Source organism: Phyllobacterium sp. NPDC097923, assembly GCF_044760925.1.
GTDB lineage: Bacteria > Pseudomonadota > Alphaproteobacteria > Rhizobiales > Rhizobiaceae > Phyllobacterium > Phyllobacterium calauticae.
The window spans coordinates 2,196,985-2,215,243 of record NZ_JBIWBL010000001.1 but is presented as its reverse complement, the minus strand read 5'-3'; the positions used below and the strand labels follow the sequence as shown (position 1 = coordinate 2,215,243).

Annotated in this window: 15 protein-coding genes and 1 riboswitch; of the genes, 8 read left to right on the top strand and 7 right to left on the bottom strand. The window is 60.5% G+C overall.

What is annotated here, in order from left to right:
• Window positions 1–58: 58 nt before the first annotated feature.
• Window positions 59–1,093 carry a fatty acid desaturase gene (locus tag ACIQWS_RS11200; RefSeq protein ID WP_403177736.1) on the top strand — a complete coding sequence of 345 codons (1,035 nt, stop codon included), beginning with the start codon at window positions 59–61 and terminating at the stop codon, window positions 1,091–1,093.
• 9 nt (window positions 1,094–1,102) lie between these two features.
• A complete protein-coding gene (locus ACIQWS_RS11195; RefSeq protein ID WP_403176589.1) occupies window positions 1,103–1,861 on the top strand; it encodes a phosphate/phosphite/phosphonate ABC transporter substrate-binding protein in 759 nt (252 codons plus the stop codon).
• 129 nt (window positions 1,862–1,990) lie between these two features.
• Here ACIQWS_RS11195 and ACIQWS_RS11190 read toward each other — a convergent pair whose 3' ends face one another.
• The 5 genes from ACIQWS_RS11190 to ACIQWS_RS11170 form a co-directional block, all read right to left on the bottom strand.
• Entirely contained in the window at window positions 1,991–4,567 is a 2,577-nt protein-coding gene (locus tag ACIQWS_RS11190; protein WP_403176586.1) for an FAD-dependent oxidoreductase, read from the bottom strand.
• A gap of 253 nt (window positions 4,568–4,820) precedes the next feature.
• Window positions 4,821–6,401, bottom strand: coding sequence for a trimethylamine methyltransferase family protein (locus tag ACIQWS_RS11185; RefSeq protein ID WP_403176584.1), 1,581 nt, complete (start codon window positions 6,399–6,401; stop codon window positions 4,821–4,823).
• Window positions 6,402–7,189: 788 nt separating this feature from the next.
• On the bottom strand, window positions 7,190–8,260 hold the full coding sequence (locus ACIQWS_RS11180) for a glycine betaine/L-proline ABC transporter ATP-binding protein (RefSeq protein ID WP_346307457.1): 1,071 nt from the start codon (window positions 8,258–8,260) through the stop codon (window positions 7,190–7,192).
• Entirely contained in the window at window positions 8,253–9,140 is an 888-nt protein-coding gene (locus tag ACIQWS_RS11175) for an ABC transporter permease (protein ID WP_403176578.1), read from the bottom strand. Before ACIQWS_RS11175 ends, ACIQWS_RS11180 begins: the two co-directional genes overlap by 8 nt.
• Before the next feature lie 116 nt (window positions 9,141–9,256).
• Window positions 9,257–10,258: an ABC transporter substrate-binding protein gene (locus ACIQWS_RS11170; RefSeq protein ID WP_223612837.1), complete on the bottom strand. Its 1,002-nt coding sequence runs from the start codon at window positions 10,256–10,258 to the stop codon at window positions 9,257–9,259.
• 448 nt (window positions 10,259–10,706) lie between these two features.
• On the opposite strand from ACIQWS_RS11170, the gene ACIQWS_RS11165 reads away from it, so the two are divergent.
• The 3 genes from ACIQWS_RS11165 (at window position 10,707) to ACIQWS_RS11155 (ending at window position 12,093) form a co-directional block, all read left to right on the top strand.
• Entirely contained in the window at window positions 10,707–11,078 is a 372-nt protein-coding gene (locus tag ACIQWS_RS11165) for a carboxymuconolactone decarboxylase family protein (protein ID WP_403176575.1), read from the top strand.
• 299 nt (window positions 11,079–11,377) lie between these two features.
• Window positions 11,378–11,725, top strand: a complete 348-nt coding sequence (locus ACIQWS_RS11160; RefSeq protein ID WP_403176572.1) for a hypothetical protein — start codon at window positions 11,378–11,380, stop codon at window positions 11,723–11,725.
• Between the two features lie 230 nt (window positions 11,726–11,955).
• Window positions 11,956–12,093 carry a hypothetical protein gene (locus ACIQWS_RS11155; RefSeq protein ID WP_203117525.1) on the top strand — a complete coding sequence of 46 codons (138 nt, stop codon included), beginning with the start codon at window positions 11,956–11,958 and terminating at the stop codon, window positions 12,091–12,093.
• Window positions 12,094–12,415: 322 nt separating this feature from the next.
• On the opposite strand, the gene mmsB is transcribed toward ACIQWS_RS11155, so the two are convergent.
• Together mmsB and ACIQWS_RS11145 are read right to left on the bottom strand one after the other, a co-directional pair.
• Complete coding sequence (gene mmsB / locus ACIQWS_RS11150; protein ID WP_403176568.1) at window positions 12,416–13,306, bottom strand: 3-hydroxyisobutyrate dehydrogenase; 891 nt, start codon at window positions 13,304–13,306, stop codon at window positions 12,416–12,418.
• 48 nt (window positions 13,307–13,354) lie between these two features.
• Window positions 13,355–14,521 carry an isobutyryl-CoA dehydrogenase gene (locus ACIQWS_RS11145; protein ID WP_403176564.1) on the bottom strand — a complete coding sequence of 389 codons (1,167 nt, stop codon included), beginning with the start codon at window positions 14,519–14,521 and terminating at the stop codon, window positions 13,355–13,357.
• 119 nt (window positions 14,522–14,640) lie between these two features.
• Between ACIQWS_RS11145 and ACIQWS_RS11140 the strand changes: the two genes are divergently transcribed.
• From ACIQWS_RS11140 to cobW, 3 genes are all read left to right on the top strand, one after another.
• Entirely contained in the window at window positions 14,641–16,119 is a 1,479-nt protein-coding gene (locus ACIQWS_RS11140; protein WP_403176560.1) for a cobyric acid synthase, read from the top strand.
• Between the two features lie 150 nt (window positions 16,120–16,269).
• Window positions 16,270–16,504: riboswitch (cobalamin riboswitch) on the top strand.
• A gap of 161 nt (window positions 16,505–16,665) precedes the next feature.
• Window positions 16,666–17,190: a bifunctional adenosylcobinamide kinase/adenosylcobinamide-phosphate guanylyltransferase gene (cobU, locus tag ACIQWS_RS11135; RefSeq protein ID WP_403176556.1), complete on the top strand. Its 525-nt coding sequence runs from the start codon at window positions 16,666–16,668 to the stop codon at window positions 17,188–17,190.
• A 4-nt stretch (window positions 17,191–17,194) separates the two neighbouring features.
• Window positions 17,195–18,250, top strand: coding sequence for a cobalamin biosynthesis protein CobW (cobW, locus tag ACIQWS_RS11130; protein ID WP_403176550.1), 1,056 nt, complete (start codon window positions 17,195–17,197; stop codon window positions 18,248–18,250).
• Window positions 18,251–18,259 lie beyond the last annotated feature (9 nt).

Below are 18,259 nucleotides of genomic sequence, written 5' to 3'. Positions count from 1 at the left end.
ACGGTTTCTCACAATAATATCATTGCTGACAGTTTTGGACAGTGAGACCATGAAAATCATGGAATCAGAAGCACATACAGCAGAACCAACTGACAAAACCGGCCGGGAACGCAAACACCCCGGCATCGAATGGCCAACCATTGGCTTGATGCTCGTCTGCTACGGACTGTGGTTCGCAGCCGGCGCATACCTCTATCCCGCCATGCCGTTCGCGGCTCTGGCGCTGATGGCGGTGGCAGTGGCGTTTCACTCCTCGCTGCAGCACGAAGCTCTGCACGGACATCCCACACGCAGCGGCTGGCTGAACGAGCTTCTCGTCTCCCTGCCGCTCGGCCTGTTCTATCCCTATCGCCGCTACAAGCATCTGCACCTGAAGCACCATGCGGATGAACGGCTGACCGATCCCTATGACGATCCGGAGAGCTATTACCGGGCGCTGGGCGACTGGGACAAACTGCCGGGCGCTCTGAAAACCCTGCTGCGCTGGAACAATACGCTCATTGGCCGGGTTGTCATCGGGCCGGTTCTCATGGTGATCGGCTTTCTTATCAGCGAGGCCAGGCTGATTTCGGGCGGCGACCGCAAGGTCCGCAATGCGTGGTTGTCGCACGCTGCAGGGCTGGTCGTTCTGGTTGCGCTGTTGCTGGCATTCGGCATTCCGCTTTGGCTCTATGCCGTGACTGCGGCCTATGCGGGGTTGTCGATCATCGCCATCCGCACCTATTGCGAGCATCAATGGTCCGAGCGTCCGGATGGCCGCACGATCATTGTCGAGAAATCGCCGCTGGCGCTGCTGTTCCTCAACAACAACCTGCATTTCGTCCATCACAAGCGGCCGACCGTTCCGTGGTACAAGCTGCCGAAGCTCTACAGCGAGCAACGTGAAGAGTGGAAAGCCATGAATGGCGGCTACGTCTTCCGCAACTATTTCGAGATCCTGCGCGCCTATGCTTTCCGCAGCAAGGAAGAGGTCGTGCATCCGGTGCTGCGGCGCGAACCGGCGACGGCCCGGGCTTTCCATCCGCGCCGCCACGGCATTTCCCTGCAGGGCGGCACCAGCGTGCCTATTCCCGCCGAGCCTCCGACAGAGTAACATTCCCGCATGATCCCTATTGCAGCTTTGCCGATGTATGATTGGCCGGAACGCCGCGCCGAAGTGGATGCGCAGTGGCTTGTCCTGCGCGACAGGCTGCGGGCCAAAGGTTTTGACGCGCCGGATTACCTGACGCGGCGCAATGGCGACCTGCCGCCCGTTCCCGGCGGTATCCGCGATGCCTCGGGCGCGGTGATTGCGCCCGATCCCGCGACGCTGCCGCCCCACGAACTTGATCTGCCGACGCTGTGGCGCCATCCGGCGCTCCTGCTCGCCCAGACGTGCTGGGGACCGATGGAGCTCGGCCTTGCCGCCCATGTGCATGTGGCGGGGCAGGACGACTATTCCGGCGTGGCGGGCGGCGACGAGGCGCTTTATTCCAGCGCGCTTGTCATGCGCCGGGGCGAGGGGCTGGCGGTTCCGGCACCGCGCGGCGGCGAACCGGTCCTGCCGGTGGATCGCCTGCGCGGCAAGCGTCTTGCCTTCAACAGCCCTGATTCCATGTCGGGCTATCTCGCCATCGAGCGCGACCTGGCGTTGCGGGGCGAGGGGTTCGACCTGTTCGCGCGCCTTGTCGAGACGGGCGGCCACCGCCTGTCCATCGAAGCGGTGGCGTCAGGCCGTGCCGATGTCGCAGCGATCGATTGCAAGTCGTGGGCGCTCGCCCAGCGTCACCATGAGGCTGCCAGTGCCCTCATCGTCGTGGGCTGGACGGGCAGGCGCAAGGGCCTGCCCTTTGTCTCGGCGTTTGAGGGTGTGGCTGTTTAGATCCACATTGCATATCTATCGTGCGTGGTTCGACAAGCTCACCATGAGGGAACTGGGTGGGCTGCCATCCTCAACCTCCCTCATGGTGAGCTTGTCGAACCACGCACCACAGATTCTGCAACGACCCAATCACCCGCGCATTTTGGCACCGGATGGATCGAACGGCGGCTCGATGTTGATGCGGGCGGCGCGGCGAAGACCCAAAATCTCGACCTCGAACAGCCCGGCATTCTCGTTGTCGGCAAGCTCGGCGGGCACATAGCCCTGCGCCATGGAATGGCCGACATGATGGGCATAGCCGCCTGACGTGACCCAGCCGACCACGCGCCATTCACCTTGCACCGCACCCTTGTCGCCCTCGAAGGACACGACCGCGCCCGCATCGTTGAAGCGCGGCGCGCCGATGCCATGTCCGGCCTCGACGACACCGTAATCCTTGCTGACCCTGGCCCAGATCGGCTCGTCGCCCATGACATCGGCAGCGCCATTGCCATGCGGCACGTCGATGATCAGGGAGACCCGCCGCAGCTTCTTGCTGGTGCCGGCGTCGAATTCGGCCTTTTCCTGCGCCGCGGCCTCGCGGCCGATGAAGTCGTTCTTGCCAAGCTTGATGAAACGATCCATCGAGCCTTCATAAACGCCGTAGATCGGGCGCAGTTCGCGGAACCAGGTCGGGAAATTCTTCTCAAGCCGCATGGAGAGCAGCGCACGCATGCCGAAATCGACGATGCCGAATTCCTCGCCTGCAGCCTTGATGGCGGCGTAGACCAGCCGCTGATAGGCCGGCTCCATCCAGATTTCGTAGCCGAGATCGCCGGTATAGGAAATGCGGTTGACCTTGCAGGGCGCACCGCCGACGGCCATTTCGCGGAAATCCATGAACCGGAAGGCAGCGTTCGACACGTCCTCATCGACGAGTTTGGCGAGAAGGTCGCGCGCTTTCGGTCCGGCGATGGACAGGCCGACCAGCGTCTGGTCGAAGCGGTGGATATGTACCGTCCCGTCTTTCGGCTGGTGCCGCTGGAACCAGCGCATGTGATAGCGCTGAGCGGCGGACGAACCCCAGATCAGAAAACGGTCTTCAGCTGCCTTGGCGATGGTGAAATCGCCGATCAGCTTGCCCCTCTCGTTCAGCATGGGGGTGAGGACCAGACGCCCGGCTTTCGGCATCGTGTTGGTCATCAGGCGCGACAGGAAGGCTTCCGCACCGCTGCCGGTGACTTCGTATTTGGCGAAGTTGGCGATTTCGGTGACGCCGACCCGCTCGCGCGTGGCGCGGACCTCATTGCCGATGTGCTCGAAATCGTTGGAGCGGTGATAGGAAACGATATCTTTGGCTTCGGTGCCCTTGGGTGCGAACCAGAGCGGTGTCTCAAGGCCCCAGGAATCGCCCATGACGGCGTTCTGCGCCAGCATGGTGTCATAGAGCGGCGTGGTCTGCTGCGGCCGTGCGGCGGGCAGTTCCTCGTTGGGGAAACGGATGGAGAAGCGGCGCGAGTAGTTTTCGCGCACCTTGGCGTTGGTATAGCGTAGCGTGGCCCATTCGCCGAAGCGGGCGACATCCATGCCCCAGACGTCGAAGCCGGGTTCGCCATGCACCATCCAGTTGGAAAGGGCAAGGCCGACACCGCCGCCCTGGCTGAACCCGGCCATGACGGCGCAGGCGGTCCAGTAATTGGTCAGGCCGGGAACGGGGCCGACGAGCGGGTTGCCATCCGGTGCAAAGGTGAAGGGGCCATTGATGATCTGCTTGATGCCGGCCTTTTCGATGCCGGGAAAATGCTTGAAGCCAACTTCGAGGGAGGGGGCAATGCGGTCGATATCCGGGGCCAGCAGTTCATGGCCGAAATCCCACGGGGTGTTGACCGGCGACCACGGCTTGGCCGCCTTCTCATAGGTGCCGAGCAGGATGCCGTTGCGTTCCTGCCGCGTGTAGATCTCGCCCTTGAAATCCATAACGCCGATCAGTTCGCGTCCGGTCGACTGGTTGAACTCCATCACCTCCGGCACGTCTTCCGTGAGGAGATACATATGCTCCATTGCCAGAACCGGCAGTTCGAGCCCGACCATGCGCCCGACTTCACGCGCCCACAGGCCACCGCAATTGACCACGTGCTCGGCCTTCACGGTTCCCTGTTCGGTGACGACGTTCCACGTGCCGTCGACCTCCTGCGTCAGCTCGACGACGCGGTTGCGCAGGGAAATCTCAGCACCCAGCTTGCGGGCGGCCTTGGCATAGGCGTGGGTGGTGCCGGATGGATCGAGGTGGCCTTCGACCGGGTCCCACATGGCGCCGACGAAATTGGTTTCGTCCATCAGCGGGAACATGGCCTTGGCTTCGGAAGGGGTGATCAGCTCCGTATCCATGCCGAGATAGCGGCCCCGCGCATGGGCAAGACGCAGGAAGTCCATGCGCTCGGGACTGTCGGCCATCATCACGCCGCCGGTCAGGTGCAGGCCGCAGGACTGGCCGGAGAGTTCTTCGATTTCCTTGTAGAGGCTGACCGTATAGGCCTGCAGCTTGGCGACATTGGGATCGCCGTTCAGCGTGTGGAAACCGCCCGCCGCATGCCAGGACGATCCCGATGTCAGCTCCGAGCGTTCGATCAGCAGGACATCGCTCCAGCCGGCACGGGCGAGATGGTAAAGGACCGAACATCCGACTACGCCGCCGCCAATGACTACTGCTTTAACGTGCGATTTCATTCACTTATGCCTCTTGTATGGAAATGTGATTCAATGCGTTGAGAAGTTGATTCAAGCATAGCAAAACGGTTTTCACCCCCCTCTGCCCTGTCGGGCATCTCCCCCACAAGGGGGGAGATCAGCCTTCATGACTGCCTTCGCACAATCTGAGAAGTTGAACATTGGGCCAATAATGCTGGTGTCGATGTGATCTCCCCCCTTGTGGGGGAGATGGGCGACAGCCCAGAGGGGGGTGGATAGAATGTCCATCTCACTAAAAATCCGTCGGCGCGCCGCCCTCGGCCTTGCGCCGGGCGACGAAGGCATTGATCTCTTCTTCGATGGCCGGGTCGATGGCGGGCTTCTCATAGGTGGCGAGCCGCTCCTTCCAGACCCGGTTGGCGCGCTCGATGGCCGTGGGCGAACCCGCCTCCTGCCACGTCTCGTAATTGCGCCAGTCGGAAATGATCGGCGCGTAGAAGGCCGTCTTGTAGCGTGACTGGGTGTGGGCGGTGCCGAAGAAATGGCCGCCGGGGCCGACATCGCGCATGGCTTCGATGCCCAGCGCATCGTCCGACAGGTCGAGCGGGGTCAGGAATTCGGCCACCATCTGCAGCAGGTCGAAATCGAGGATCATCTTTTCATAGGAGCAGCACAGGCCACCTTCCAGCCAGCCGGCGGAATGCAGCATGAAATTGCCGCCGCCCTGGATCGCGCCCCACAGCGAGAAGACGGATTCATAGGCCGCCTGCGCATCGACCGTATTGGCGGCGCAGACATTGGAGGTGCGGTAGGGGATCTTGTAGCGGCGGGCAAGCTGGCCGCCGACCATCTGCGCCTTCATGTATTCCGGCGTGCCGAAGGCGGGCGCCCCGGATTTCATGTCGACATTGGAGGTGAAGCCGCCATAGCCGACCGGCGCACCCTTCCTGACCATCTGGGTGAAGGAGATGCCGGCGAGCGCTTCGGCATTCTGCTGCACCAGCGCCCCGGCGATGGTCACCGGCGCCATGGCACCCGCCAGCGTGAACGGCGTGACGATGACGATCTGGCCGTTGCCCGACATATGGATGATGCCTTCCATCATCGGCACGTCGAGCTTCAGCGGCGAATTGGTGTTGATGATGGTGTAGCAGGAGGCCTCGTTCTGCAACTGCTCCTGGCTGATGCCGCGGGCAAGGCGGGCGATCTCGATGCCGTCGAGGTTGCGTTCCTTGCCGAGCGAATAGATGTGGAAGGCCTTGTCGGACAGTGTGGCGAGATCGCGGATGCATTCGAGGTGGCGCACCGAGGGATGGATGTCGATCGGCTCGACGGGATAACCGCCCGTGGTGTTGATGATGTTGTGCATCTGCGCCAGTTTGACGAAGTTGCGGAAATCCGCCTGGTTGCCGGAGCGCCGGCCATTGTCCGTGTCGGAGCAATTGGGCGCCGAACCCATCTGCGCGAAAATCAGGTTGTTGCCGCCGAAGCGCACATTGTGCGCGGGATTGCGGGCATGCAGGGTGAATTCCGACGGCGCATAGCCGACATATTCGAGGATCATGTCCTTATCGAAATGCACGCGCTGCGAGCCGGGGCGCACATCGGCGCCGGCCGCCTTCATGATCTCGCGCGCACCATCATGCAGCACGTCGACACCGATCTCCTGCAGCACGCGCAGCGAGGCATTGTGGATCGATTCCAGTTCGTCGTCGGAGATGATCTTGGTCGGCGTGAACGGGATTTTCAGCTGCCGGAACGGCGGCTGGTCGAAAGCACCGCTTTCAACGCTGCGGGGGCGGGAGCGTCCGCCACGCCGGCCATGATCGCGTGCCGTTGCGGGGATTTCGATGTCTGCTGCCGGTTCACTCATTGCTCATGCCCTTCACTTGCGATGGTGCCACTATCGCCAGAGACGGGGCAATCGTGCGCGGCCTGAGCGACGCCGAGCGCAAGGGAAGCGACATGGGTGGTGGAGGGGTGAAATGGGCGGGTTGCGTGGTTTACAGTGCGTGGTGCGTGGTTCGACAGGCTCACCATGAGGGAAGTGGTTTGGTTGCAATGCTAATCGCAAAAGTTGCGAGAATAGTGCTCCTTGCAATCCTCGACTTCCCTCATGGTGAGCCTGTCGAACCACGCATGATTGTTCTGCAACGCTCTTCTCCGTTGCCACGCCCGCTTTCGCGTCTGGCTGTTGAGAAGGTGGGAAAGACGGGCGGTCCCTGGAACGCGGGTCTTGGGTATTCTGGTATGCAATGCTTGCGATCCTGGGACCACCCGCCCCGGCGTTTTTGAGGATTTCGTCCAATGCACAACCATTGAGCCAAACCTCCCCAGCCGCACAGGTTTTCCTCCCTGTAGGGCCGAGGCGCCGATCCTTTCCCGACTTGCGAAAGTTTCCGGAAGCATTCCCGCCGGAAAGGACAGGGATGAGAATAACGTGGGTTGGGAAGTGGTGGATAAGTTGGTGTGGTTTTTCATGAAGAGGGTCTTTCACCCCCCTCTGTCCTGCCGGACATCTCCCCCACAAGGGGGGAGATCACATCGGCATTAATGCCTTTGCTTATTTTGCAATGCCTCAGAACTGATCAAACAGCTGTGAAAGCTAATCTCCCCCCTTGTGGGGGAGATGGGCGGCAGCCCAGAGGGGGGTGGGAACGCCTACTCCGCCGCCTGATGGGTCAGATGGCTGATGGGGGTGACCATCGCCTGGATCAGGTTGTTCATGCTGATGACGCCGAGCGGTTTGCCGGCCTCATCAACAACCGTTGCGTGCTGCTGGTTGGCATCCGTCATGGTCTTGGCCGCTTCCTCGAGGATTGTTCCGGTCATAACCGTCACGCCGCCCGCATTGGCCGAACCGTCGCCCTTGGTCGAGATGGTGTCGACCATGATCACCCGGCCTCGGTTCACTTCCTTGACGAAGCTCGAGATATATTCGTCCGCTGGCTTCAGGACGATATCCTGTCCCGTTCCCTGCTGGACCACCTCGCCATCGCGCAGGATGGCGATCCGGTCGCCGAGCCGCAGCGCTTCGTCGAGATCGTGGGTGATGAACACCACAGTCTTCTTGATTTCCTTCTGCAGGTCGAGCAGCACGGACTGCATGTCCATGCGGATCAGCGGATCGAGGGCGGAAAAGGCTTCGTCCATGAGCAGGATCGGCGCGTCATTGGTCAGTGCACGGGCAAGACCGACACGCTGTTGCATGCCGCCCGAAAGCTGATTGGGATAATTCTCCTCAAAGCCTTTCAGGCCGACGCGCTCGATCCAGCGGCGGGCCTGTTCTTCCTGTTTCGCCCGGCTCAGGCCCTGGATTTCCAGGCCATAGACCGTGTTGTCGAGTACCGTGCGATGGGGAAGCAGCGCAAACTTCTGGAAAACCATCGCTGTTTTATGGCGGCGAAACTCGCGCAGGTCGTTCTGGTTCATCTTGCAGACATCGGCGTTGCCGATGATGACCTCGCCGACCGTCGGATCGATCAGCCGGTTGATATGGCGGATCAGCGTCGATTTGCCCGAACCCGAGAGGCCCATGACCACCTGGATGCAGCCGGCGGGCATATCGATATTGATATCGCGCAGGCCGAGCACGTGGTTGTATTTTTCGTTGAGCTCGGTCTTGGTCATGCCTTTCTTGACGGCATCGACGTAAGCTCCCGGTTTCTGGCCGAAAATCTTGTAGAGATTCTTGATCTGGATACCGGCGCCCTGAACGGAACGATCAGCCATGAACCACCTCCTGGTGCTTTTGAAGGCGCATGCCATAAGCCTGGCTGACGCGGTCAAAAATGATGGCAATGCCGACAATGGCAAGACCGTTGAAAAGTCCGAGCGAGAAGAACTGGCCGTTGACCGAACGCAGAACCGGCTGGCCGAGGCCCTGGACGCCGATCATCGAGGCAATGACCACCATGGCGAGCGCCATCATGATCGTCTGGTTGATGCCGGCCATGATCGTGGGCAGGGCGAGGGGGATCTGCACGTTCCTCAGGCGTTGCCAGCTCGATGAGCCGAAGGCATCGGCCGCCTCGAGCACATCCTTGTCGACGAGCCGGATGCCGAGATTGGTCAGGCGGATCATCGGCGGAATGGCGTAGATCACCACGGCGATGAGGCCGGGCACCTTGCCGATGCCGAGTAGCATGACCACGGGAATGAGGTAGACGAAGCTCGGCATGGTCTGCATGACGTCAAGGATGGGATTGACGACGCGCTGGAAACCGTCGGAACGCGCCATGATGATGCCGATGGGAATGCCGACGACGACCGAGACGACGGTGCCGACGAAAATCATCGCGATGGTCTTCATCGCATCGCTCCACATGTCGAAATAGCCGATCAGGAGCAGGGTGATGACCGTTCCGGCCACGATCTTCCAGTTGCGGCTGGCGAGCCACGCAATGCCGGCGATCAGCAGGACCATGATCGGCCAGGGCGTCGTCGTCATGAATTTTTCGGCCTGGATCAGGAAGTATTGCAGCGGCTGGAAAAATGACTCGATCACATCGCCGTAACTGCGGGTGAAGGCCTTGAAGCCCTCATCCATGGTTTTTTTCAAATTGCGGAGTGTCTCGTCATTCATTTTCGGGAATGAGTAGAACCAATCCATATGGTGCGTCCCCTTCTTTGTGGGTCATCAAATGACCATCGCGACCGGACGCGGCAACGTTCGGCCCATTCGGGATGGTGCGATGCGGCGAAGAATATCTCCGCCGCATCCAGCGGTTACTTGACCGCGGCCTTGATCTTTTCAGCGGCTTCCGGAGAAACCCACTTCGACCACGTGGCTTCGTTGTTCTTCAGGTAATACTTGGCACCGTCTTCGCCGGTTGCCTGATTGTCGACCATCCAGGCGAGGAGCTTGTTGGCTTCCTCGTTGGAAATCTGGCGCTTCTTCAGGTACTCGAAGGCCGGACCCGCAGCGTCAGCAAATTTCTTGGTGACGATCGTGTAGATGTCGGCCTTCGGCCAGCCGTTCGGCTTCGGATCGGGGCAATCGGCAACGACGTTGCAGCGCTTCCATTCCTTTTCTTCCCACGGCACGCCATTGTCGAGCTTGACCATGGGGTACTTGCCGAGAATGGCCGTCGGACCCCAGTAATAACCGAGCCAGGCTTCCTTGCGCTCATAGGCCTTGGCAATCGAGCCATCGAGACCTGCGGCCGATCCCGTATCGACGAGGGTAAAGCCGTGTTTCTCGGCTTCATAGGCCTTGAAGAAATTGCCGGTGGTGATCTGGCACGCCCAGCCCGACGGGCAGTTGAACACGGCGCCCTTCTTGGGGTCTTCCGGCGCAGGGAAGAGTTCGGGGTGCTTCATGGCATCGGCGATCGTCTTGATATCCGGATGCGCATCGGCAAAGTATTTGGGTACCCACCAGCTTTCCGTACCGCCTTCGGTGATGGCAGGCGCGGCATAGACCAGCTTGCCTTCCTTGACCGCCTTGTCCAGCGGCTCCTTGACGGCATTGAGCCAGCCTTCCGGCGCGATATCGGGCTGTCCCTTTTCGATCATCGACGTGAAGGTTGGAACCGTATCGCCTGCGACCAGTTCGGCATCGCAGCCATAGCCTACACTGAGTATAAGCTTGTCGAGATTAGCCAGCGCTTCCGCTGACTGCCAGTTCATGTTGGCGATGGTGACGGACCCGCACCCCGCCGCCGAAGCAGCTCCGGCAAAGCCGAAAAGCCCTGCGGCCAGTAAAGTTGAAGCAAGCAGCTTCTTCATCAGTTTTGTCTCCCACTCGTTTTGACAGTTCACCCGGTACGAATCTTAACTTGGTACTGCCTTACCCAGTCGTTCGCTTGTGTGCCATTTGGCATCCTTATCGCATCAGAATGCAATGGTTTCATTGAATTAATGAGGTATATCGCGACAGCACCTGTCGATATAACGACGCGGGAAAACCTATTGTGAAGCCGAATGTCACAATGTTCATGGGGGTAGTGTAACAAGCCGGGTGATGAAAGATCAATGCTTTAGGCGATTTTTCTTCATTAATTCATTCACTGCGGTGCGGTTTTTCCCGGTTTTACTGGCTCTAAGCGCCGGATTTTCCCGTGAAGGAATTCCAATGGACTTTCTCCGGTTTTCCGCCGCAATCTGGGTTTCAACCGCCCGCCATCCAGCGTTTCCGGATGGCTGTTTGCCAGGCTCCAACGCACGGGAAAGCACGATGACCGACCCAACCATTGTTCCGATGATCGAATATGAACAGGCCGATGCCGCCGTGCGCGCGGTCTATGACGACATCATGCACACGCGCGGGACGGACTGGATCAACAATTTCTGGAAGGTGCTGGCCAATGACCCGAAACTGCTCAAGCGCACGTGGGAGAGCCTGAAGGAAGTCATGGCGCCCGGTGCGCTCGATCCGCTGGTCAAGGAGATGATCTATATCGCCGTCTCCGCCACCAACAATTGCGACTATTGCAGCTGGTCGCACACGGCCTCCGCCCGCGCCAAGGGCATGACGGATCCGCAGCTGATGGAACTTCTTGCGGTTGTCGGCATGGCCAATGAAACCAATCGGCTCGCAAACGGTTAGAGCATCGTACCATAAATCGAACGCGTTCTGTCGGAGGGAATTCAGGGCAAGGCCGATGCCTTTCCATCGGGCGAAGTCGAAGGCCGAAGGATTTGGCCTGAATTCACCCGACCCCTTTGGGGTTTCCGGCTGGCGGCCAACCACGTTGTCAGGCAGCTTCGTCCGATGGAAAGACATCGACCTCGCTACCTTCCTAGTGGATTGTCTCGCCATCCGAGAAACAGAACTGCGTTCCATTTATGGTGCGATGCTCTAAAACCGCCGGTCGATGCGGCGTTCAAACCAAAAGGGTCCAAAGCATGAAATCTCCGACGAAGCGCCGTACACCCGTTCACGACATGCAGATGGCATCGATGGTCATCGCCATGCGCCTGCCGATGATGATGCTGGAGGGGATGACGGAGACGTCATCCAAGCCGGAATCCACCCGGGCCGTGTCCGAAAAAATGGCAGCGGTGACGGACGGTGTCGTCGCGGCGCAGCTGTCGGTGATCAATTCGGCAGCGACCTTCTGGCTGGATGTGTGGAGCGGCAAGTCGCCCGCCGCCATTGCCCAGGCCACCGTCGATAAAGCGACACAGGCGGCCCTCCGGCCCGGCCGCAAAACACTGCGGGCCAATTACAAGCGTTTGAGCGGCGCAGGCTGAATTAAGGCAGGTTTTCGGCTTTTCTATCCGCGCCATCGTTGATTTTGCTGGTGTTTCCGTGAGAACACCAGCAATTGCGGCAACAGGGATGCGGTTTCAGCATGGCTGCCATGCAAATTTGCACGGGTCGTTGCTGTAAATGCGACACGCCATGGCGAAAAAACGTGATCAAACTTTAGGCAAAAAGCGCATTTGAGCGGCAACAAATGTTTTTACCCTCAGGTGCCCAAATGCTTTACATCTTCAATCGCAACAATCGCGTCCACATTGCCTGGAATGCCACGGAAAAGCGCAATGCGCCATCCGGCAATGCCAGGAGCGGCATCGCGTCGGCGGTTTCCTTCATCTGGACCCGCTCGGCCGGCTGATCGTCCACGCATCGGACTATTCCGGAAACCGCTGTCCTGTCAGGGCGGCGGTTTTTCTTTGTGCTGTTGTCTGATGAAGACCCAAGTCAAAAACCGCCCTGTCCGTGAGGAACAGTGCGGTTTTTTGCCAAATGACGCATGGCTTTCTGCCGTACAATACGCTGGCAGAAATTACAGCCCCGGTACGCAGTACCTGATCCGGAGCATGGAGCAGGGTCTTGTCCGCTCCATGCAAAGTTTTAACCGGACATCGTTACCGCGAGGTTAGCGAGAGCTTAAGCAAATCTAAATTTTGAAAATTTCCCGGCTTTTCCCGGCGCGGTCAGCCTTCGCGCGTGGCCTCGCGCAGATAATTGATGATGCCGGAGAAGTCCGAACCTTCGTTCCCGGCGGCACCGAAGGCCGCATAGATTTCTTCCGCGTGCTGGCCGAGCGGTGTCGCGGCACCGACACTTTTGGCGGCTTCCTGTGACAGCTTCAGATCCTTCAGCATCAGGGCGGCGGCAAAGCCGGGCTTGTAGCTGTTGTTGGCCGGCGATGTCGGCACGGGGCCGGGGACCGGGCAATAGGTGGTCAGCGACCAGCACTGGCCCGACGAGGTCGAGGCGACGTCGAACAGCGCCTGATGCGACAGGCCGAGTTTTTCTGCCAGGGTGAAGGCTTCGCTGACCCCGATCATGGAAATGCCAAGGATCATGTTGTTGCAGATCTTGGCGGCCTGACCGGCGCCGGGCTCGCCGCAATGGACGATGCGGCCTGCCATGGGTTTCAGGATCGGCTCGGCAACAGTGAATGCATCAGCCGCACCGCCCACCATGAACGTCAGGGTTCCCGCTGCCGCACCGCCGATGCCGCCGGAGACCGGGGCGTCGACCGAGAGCAGGCCATGGGCTTTGGCGGTCTCATGCGCCTTGCGGGCGGAATCGACATCGATGGTCGAGGAATCGATGAGCAGCGCGCCGGGTTTGGCTTTTCCGGCGATCTCCGCATAGACGGACAGGACGTGCTTGCCTGCGGGCAGCATGGTGATGACGACATCGGCATCCGCAACGGCAGCAAGCGCGCTTGCCGCGATGCCCACACCATTGGCTTTGGCGGTTGCGAGATTGTCCGGCAACAGGTCAAAACCCAGCACCGTATGGCCTGCCTTGACCAGATTGGCGGCCATGGGGTTGCCCATATGGCCAAGACCGATAAAAGCGACTGTCGTCATCGCAGCATTCTCCCTGATAGCGTTCTTGTGTGTCGGATGCGGTGTGGTTCAGCGACCCATCATCGAGCGGGAAATGATTACCCGCATGATTTCATTGGTGCCTTCCAGAATCTGGTGGACGCGCAGGTCCCGCACCAGCTTCTCCACGCCGTAATCGTGCAGGTAGCCGTAGCCGCCATGGATCTGCAGGGCGTCATTGGCAACATTGAAACCCGTGTCAGTGACGAAGCGCTTGGCCATGGCCGACCATTTCGATGCATCATGCGCCTTGCGGTCGAGTTTTGACGCAGCGGTGTACAGCAGGACGCGTGCCGCCGAGAGTTCCGTTTCCATGTCCGCCAGCTTGAACTGCAGCGCCTGGAACTGGTTGATCGCCTTGCCGAACGCCTTGCGCTCGGACGCATAGCCGACCGCCTTGTCGAGGGCGGACTGGGCGCCGCCGAGCGAGCAGGCGGCAATGTTGAGGCGTCCGCCATCGAGCCCGCCCATGGCGATCTTGAAGCCATCACCTTCCGCCCCGAGGCGGTTTTCCACGGGAACGCGGCAATTGTCGAAAATCACCTGCCGGGTGGACTGGGCGTTCCAGCCCATCTTGTGTTCATTGGCACCGAAGGACAGGCCGGGCGCATCCTTCGGGATGATGAGGGTCGAAATGCCCTTCGGGCCATCCTCGCCGGTGCGCACCATGGTGACGTAAAGATCGGTATCGCCGGCACCTGATATGAACTGCTTGGCGCCGTTGAGGACATAGTGGTTGCCGTCCCGCACCGCGCGGGTCTTGAGGGCGGCGGCATCCGAGCCGGAATTGGGCTCGGTCAGGCAATAGCTCGCCAGCCATTCCATCGAGGTCAGCTGCGGCACGAAGCGCTGGCGCTGTTCGTCATTGCCGTAGAGATCGATCATCCATGTCGCCATGTTGTGAATCGAGATGAAGGCGGAGAAGGCCGGGCAGGCGGCCGACAGGGCTTCGAAGATCAGCACGGCATCAAGCCGTTTCAGTCCCGAACCGCCGAATTCTTCCTTGGTGTAGATGCCGCCCATGCCGAGCGGGCCGGTCTCGCGAATCACATCGGCGGGAAAATGCTTGTCCCGGTCCCAGGCCAGCGCGTTCGGTGCCACGCGGTCCGCCGCGAAGGCGCGCGCCATGTCCTGAATCGCCAGCTGATCCTCGTTGAGTTCGAACTGGCCGGACGCCGTATCAACGACCGCATCCATGATAACCTCCCTGTATTCCTCTTGATTTCCACTCTATCGCAAGCGCGGGGCCGCGCAACGATTCAGATAGGTTTTGCCGGGGGCTAGGAAGAGAAAGACATATCCGCTACTCAAAGCCCATGACGCACGCAATCATGTTGCAGGGAACAGGGTCAGATGTTGGTAAATCCGTCCTGGTGGCCGGACTTTGCCGGCTTGCGCGCAACCGCGGATTGACGGTTCGGCCGTTCAAACCGCAGAACATGTCGAACAATGCGGCGGTGAGCGACGATGGCGGCGAGATCGGGCGGGCGCAGTGGCTGCAGGCCGTCGCCTGCGGCGTGCCATCCTCGGTGCACATGAACCCGGTGCTCTTGAAACCGCAATCGGAGACCGGCAGCCAGATCATCGTGCAGGGCAAAGTCTGGGGCCAGGCCAAGGGGCGTGATTACCAGACATTCAAGGCGCAGCTGCTCGATGCGGTCATGGCGTCGTGGGACATCGTCCGTGAAGGTGCCGATCTGGTCATCGTCGAGGGGGCGGGGTCTCCCGCCGAAATCAACCTGCGGGCGGGCGATATCGCCAATATGGGCTTTGCCATCCGCGCCAATGTTCCCGTGGTGCTGGTCGGCGATATCGATCGCGGCGGGGTGATCGCCTCGCTCGTCGGCACCCATGCGATCCTGCAGCGGGAAGACCGGGAGATGATTGCCGGCTATATCATCAACAAGTTTCGTGGCGACGTCTCGCTGTTCGATGACGGCCTGAAAGCCATAACCCAGTTCACCGGCTGGCCGTCTTTCGGCGTGGTGCCATGGCTGAAGGACGCGGCGCGGCTGCCGGCGGAGGATTCCGTCGTGCTGGAACGTCTGGTGAAGGGCGAGGGCCGGGCGCTGAAGATCGCCGTGCCGGTGCTCGACCGCATCGCCAATTTCGACGATCTCGACCCGCTGATGGCCGAACCGCAGGTGGATGTGGTGATGGTGCGCAGCGGCGAGCGGCTGCCTGCCGATGCGGGACTGGTCATCATTCCGGGGTCCAAATCCACCATCGGCGACCTCCTGCGCTTCCGCGAGAATGGCTGGGACAGGGATCTCGACCTGCACCGGCGGCGCGGCGGCCATATCATCGGCATATGCGGCGGTTTCCAGATGCTGGGCAGAACGGTGCGCGATCCCGACGGCATCGAGGGCAGCGTGACGGAGACGGCAGGGCTCGGGCATCTCGATATCGATACGGTGATGGAGCCGGAAAAGACCGTGCGCAATGTGGCGGCGCAGTCGCTGCCATTCGACCTGCCGCTGGATGGCTACGAGATTCATCTGGGCCGGACGACCGGCCCGGACTGTTCGCGCCCCGCCGTGCGCATCAACGGCGTCGACGACGGTGCCATATCGGCGGACGGCAAGGTTTTCGGCACCTATCTGCATGGGCTTTTCGGGGCGGACCGGTTTCGCGCCGCGCTGCTGGGCACGATGGGCATTGCCGCTGAAGCATTCGACTACAAGGCCGGGGTGGATGCCGCGCTGGATAGTGTCGCCGCCGAGCTTGAAACAGTGCTGGATGTGGATGCGCTGCTCGCATGTGCTGCGGTGCGTGGTTCGACAAGCTCACCATGAGGGGATGGGTGGGCTGCAATGCTAATCGCGGAGATTGCAGAACATATCCCCTGCAATCCTCCACCTCCCTCATGGTGAGCTTGTCGAACCACCCACTACTCCCTGAGCAAACCGTGCGGATTCCATTGACATTTCCCGTGGGGGGTGAATAACGTCCCAGCCATGATTGGTTCCCATATTGGCCAAAGGCCAAGGGATCAAAAGGGAATGCGACGGTTGTACCCTCAAGGGCGACCCCACCGCAGCCGACCCCGCGACTGTAGAGCGGCGAGGATCAATGCAAAGCCTGACGCATATGCAGAAGGCAGCCACTGGGAAACCGGGAAGGCAGCATTCATCCTGTGACCCGCGAGCCAGGAGACCTGCCAGTCATAGAGCGTTTCCCAGGAAGCGCTCGGGGTAATCCTGCCCAAGAACCGAAGGGTCGTGTCCCTTCAGGCCCAGCACGGAGGTTGTTATGGCTGCTCGCATTGTATACGCGCTCGTTTCCCCGCCCGCATTCCGCTTGATCGTACCTGACGGATCATCGCGATTGCAGTGACGGCGATGCCCCAGCTGAATCACGGCGTGACCTTCATTCTCGGCGGTGCCCGCTCGGGCAAGTCCAGCTTTGCCGAAGGCCTGATCATGGCTTCCGGCCTTGAGCCCGTTTATCTCGCAACCGGCAGGTCCTGGGACGAGGAAATGTCTGTCCGCATCGACCTGCACAAGGCGCAGCGCGGTTCATCCTGGCACACCATCGAAGAGCCGCTCGATCTGGTGGACACCCTGCAGGGGGTTGCGGCCACGGACAAAGCGATCCTTGTCGATTGCCTGACGCTCTGGCTGACCAATCTGATGATGGCCGAGCGCGATATCACCGCCGAGACACGGCAGCTCATGCAAGCGCTGCCGAAACTTCAAGGCTCGATCGTTCTGGTTTCGAACGAAGTGGGTCTCGGCATTGTACCGGAGAACCGCATGGCGCGCGATTTTCGCGACCATGCCGGACGTCTCCATCAGGCCGTGGCGCAGGCCGCGGCAACAGTCTATTTCGTGGCAGCCGGGCTGCCGCTCACCATGAAGGGATAGGAATATGCAGGGTCAGAAGATTCCAGCGACGGTCATCACCGGTTTTCTCGGTTCGGGCAAAACCACGATGATCCGCAATCTGCTCGAAAATGCCAATGGCAAGCGCATTGCGCTCATAATCAACGAGTTCGGCGATCTCGGCGTCGACGGCGGCCTGCTGAAGGGCTGCGGCATCGAAGCCTGCCGGGACGAGGATGTGATCGAGTTGAACAATGGCTGCATCTGCTGCACCGTGGCCGATGATTTCATCCCGACCATGACCAAGCTGCTCGACCGTCCGGACCGTCCGGACCATATCGTCATCGAGACCTCGGGCCTCGCGCTGCCGCAGCCTCTGGTTGCAGCCTTCAACTGGCCGGAGATCAAGACGCAGGTGACGGTTGACGGTGTCGTCACCGTGATCGACGCTTCCGCCGTGTCCGAAGGCCGCTTTGCCGATGACCACGACAAGGTGGATGCCCAGCGCATCCAGGATGAATCGCTCGACCATGACAGCCCGCTTGAAGAACTGTTCGAGGACCAGATCCGCGCCGCCGACCTGATCGTCCTGAACAAGAGCGACCTGATCAGCGACAAGCAGCTCGACGGCGTGCGCGGCGATGTGCAGAGCCGTTCGTCGCGTTCGCTCAACATGGTGTCGGCCAGCTTCGGCAAGCTCAGCAATGAACTGCTGCTCGGTCTCGGCGTCGGCACTGAAGAGGACATCGCCAACCGCAAGTCGCACCATGAAATGGAGCATGAAGCGGGCGAAGAGCACGACCATGACGAATTCGAGAGCTTTGTTGTCGGGCTTGGTCCGGTGGCCGAACCCAAAAACTTTGTCGAGAAGCTGAAGGCCGTGATTGCCGATCACGACATCCTGCGCCTCAAAGGCTTTGCCGATGTTCCCGGCAAGCCGATGCGGCTGGTGGTGCAGGCCGTCGGAACGCGCATCGAGCATTACTTCGACCGTGCGTGGAATCCGGGCGAGGAACGGCAGACCCGTCTCGTCGTCATCGGACTGCACGATATCGACAATGACGCCATCACATCGGCGGTCACCGCCGCTGCCGCTGCCTGACGATAGGAT

Excerpts from the sequence above, each read along its gene's own strand:
- ACIQWS_RS11165 (WP_403176575.1), top strand. The coding sequence starts at position 10,707 with ATGACCGACCCAACCATTGTTCCGATGATCGAATATGAACAGGCCGAT.
- ACIQWS_RS11145 (WP_403176564.1), bottom strand. The coding sequence starts at position 14,521 with ATGGATGCGGTCGTTGATACGGCGTCCGGCCAGTTCGAACTCAACGAG.
- ACIQWS_RS11200 (WP_403177736.1), top strand. The coding sequence starts at position 59 with ATGGAATCAGAAGCACATACAGCAGAACCAACTGACAAAACCGGCCGG.
- ACIQWS_RS11180 (WP_346307457.1), bottom strand. The coding sequence starts at position 8,260 with ATGGCTGATCGTTCCGTTCAGGGCGCCGGTATCCAGATCAAGAATCTC.
- ACIQWS_RS11195 (WP_403176589.1), top strand. The coding sequence starts at position 1,103 with ATGATCCCTATTGCAGCTTTGCCGATGTATGATTGGCCGGAACGCCGC.
- mmsB (WP_403176568.1), bottom strand. The coding sequence starts at position 13,306 with ATGACGACAGTCGCTTTTATCGGTCTTGGCCATATGGGCAACCCCATG.
- ACIQWS_RS11175 (WP_403176578.1), bottom strand. The coding sequence starts at position 9,140 with ATGGATTGGTTCTACTCATTCCCGAAAATGAATGACGAGACACTCCGC.
- ACIQWS_RS11160 (WP_403176572.1), top strand. The coding sequence starts at position 11,378 with ATGAAATCTCCGACGAAGCGCCGTACACCCGTTCACGACATGCAGATG.
- cobU (WP_403176556.1), top strand. The coding sequence starts at position 16,666 with ATGCCCCAGCTGAATCACGGCGTGACCTTCATTCTCGGCGGTGCCCGC.
- cobW (WP_403176550.1), top strand. The coding sequence starts at position 17,195 with ATGCAGGGTCAGAAGATTCCAGCGACGGTCATCACCGGTTTTCTCGGT.
- ACIQWS_RS11170 (WP_223612837.1), bottom strand. The coding sequence starts at position 10,258 with ATGAAGAAGCTGCTTGCTTCAACTTTACTGGCCGCAGGGCTTTTCGGC.
- ACIQWS_RS11155 (WP_203117525.1), top strand. The coding sequence starts at position 11,956 with ATGCTTTACATCTTCAATCGCAACAATCGCGTCCACATTGCCTGGAAT.
- ACIQWS_RS11185 (WP_403176584.1), bottom strand. The coding sequence starts at position 6,401 with ATGAGTGAACCGGCAGCAGACATCGAAATCCCCGCAACGGCACGCGAT.
- ACIQWS_RS11190 (WP_403176586.1), bottom strand. The coding sequence starts at position 4,567 with ATGAAATCGCACGTTAAAGCAGTAGTCATTGGCGGCGGCGTAGTCGGA.
- ACIQWS_RS11140 (WP_403176560.1), top strand. The coding sequence starts at position 14,641 with ATGACGCACGCAATCATGTTGCAGGGAACAGGGTCAGATGTTGGTAAA.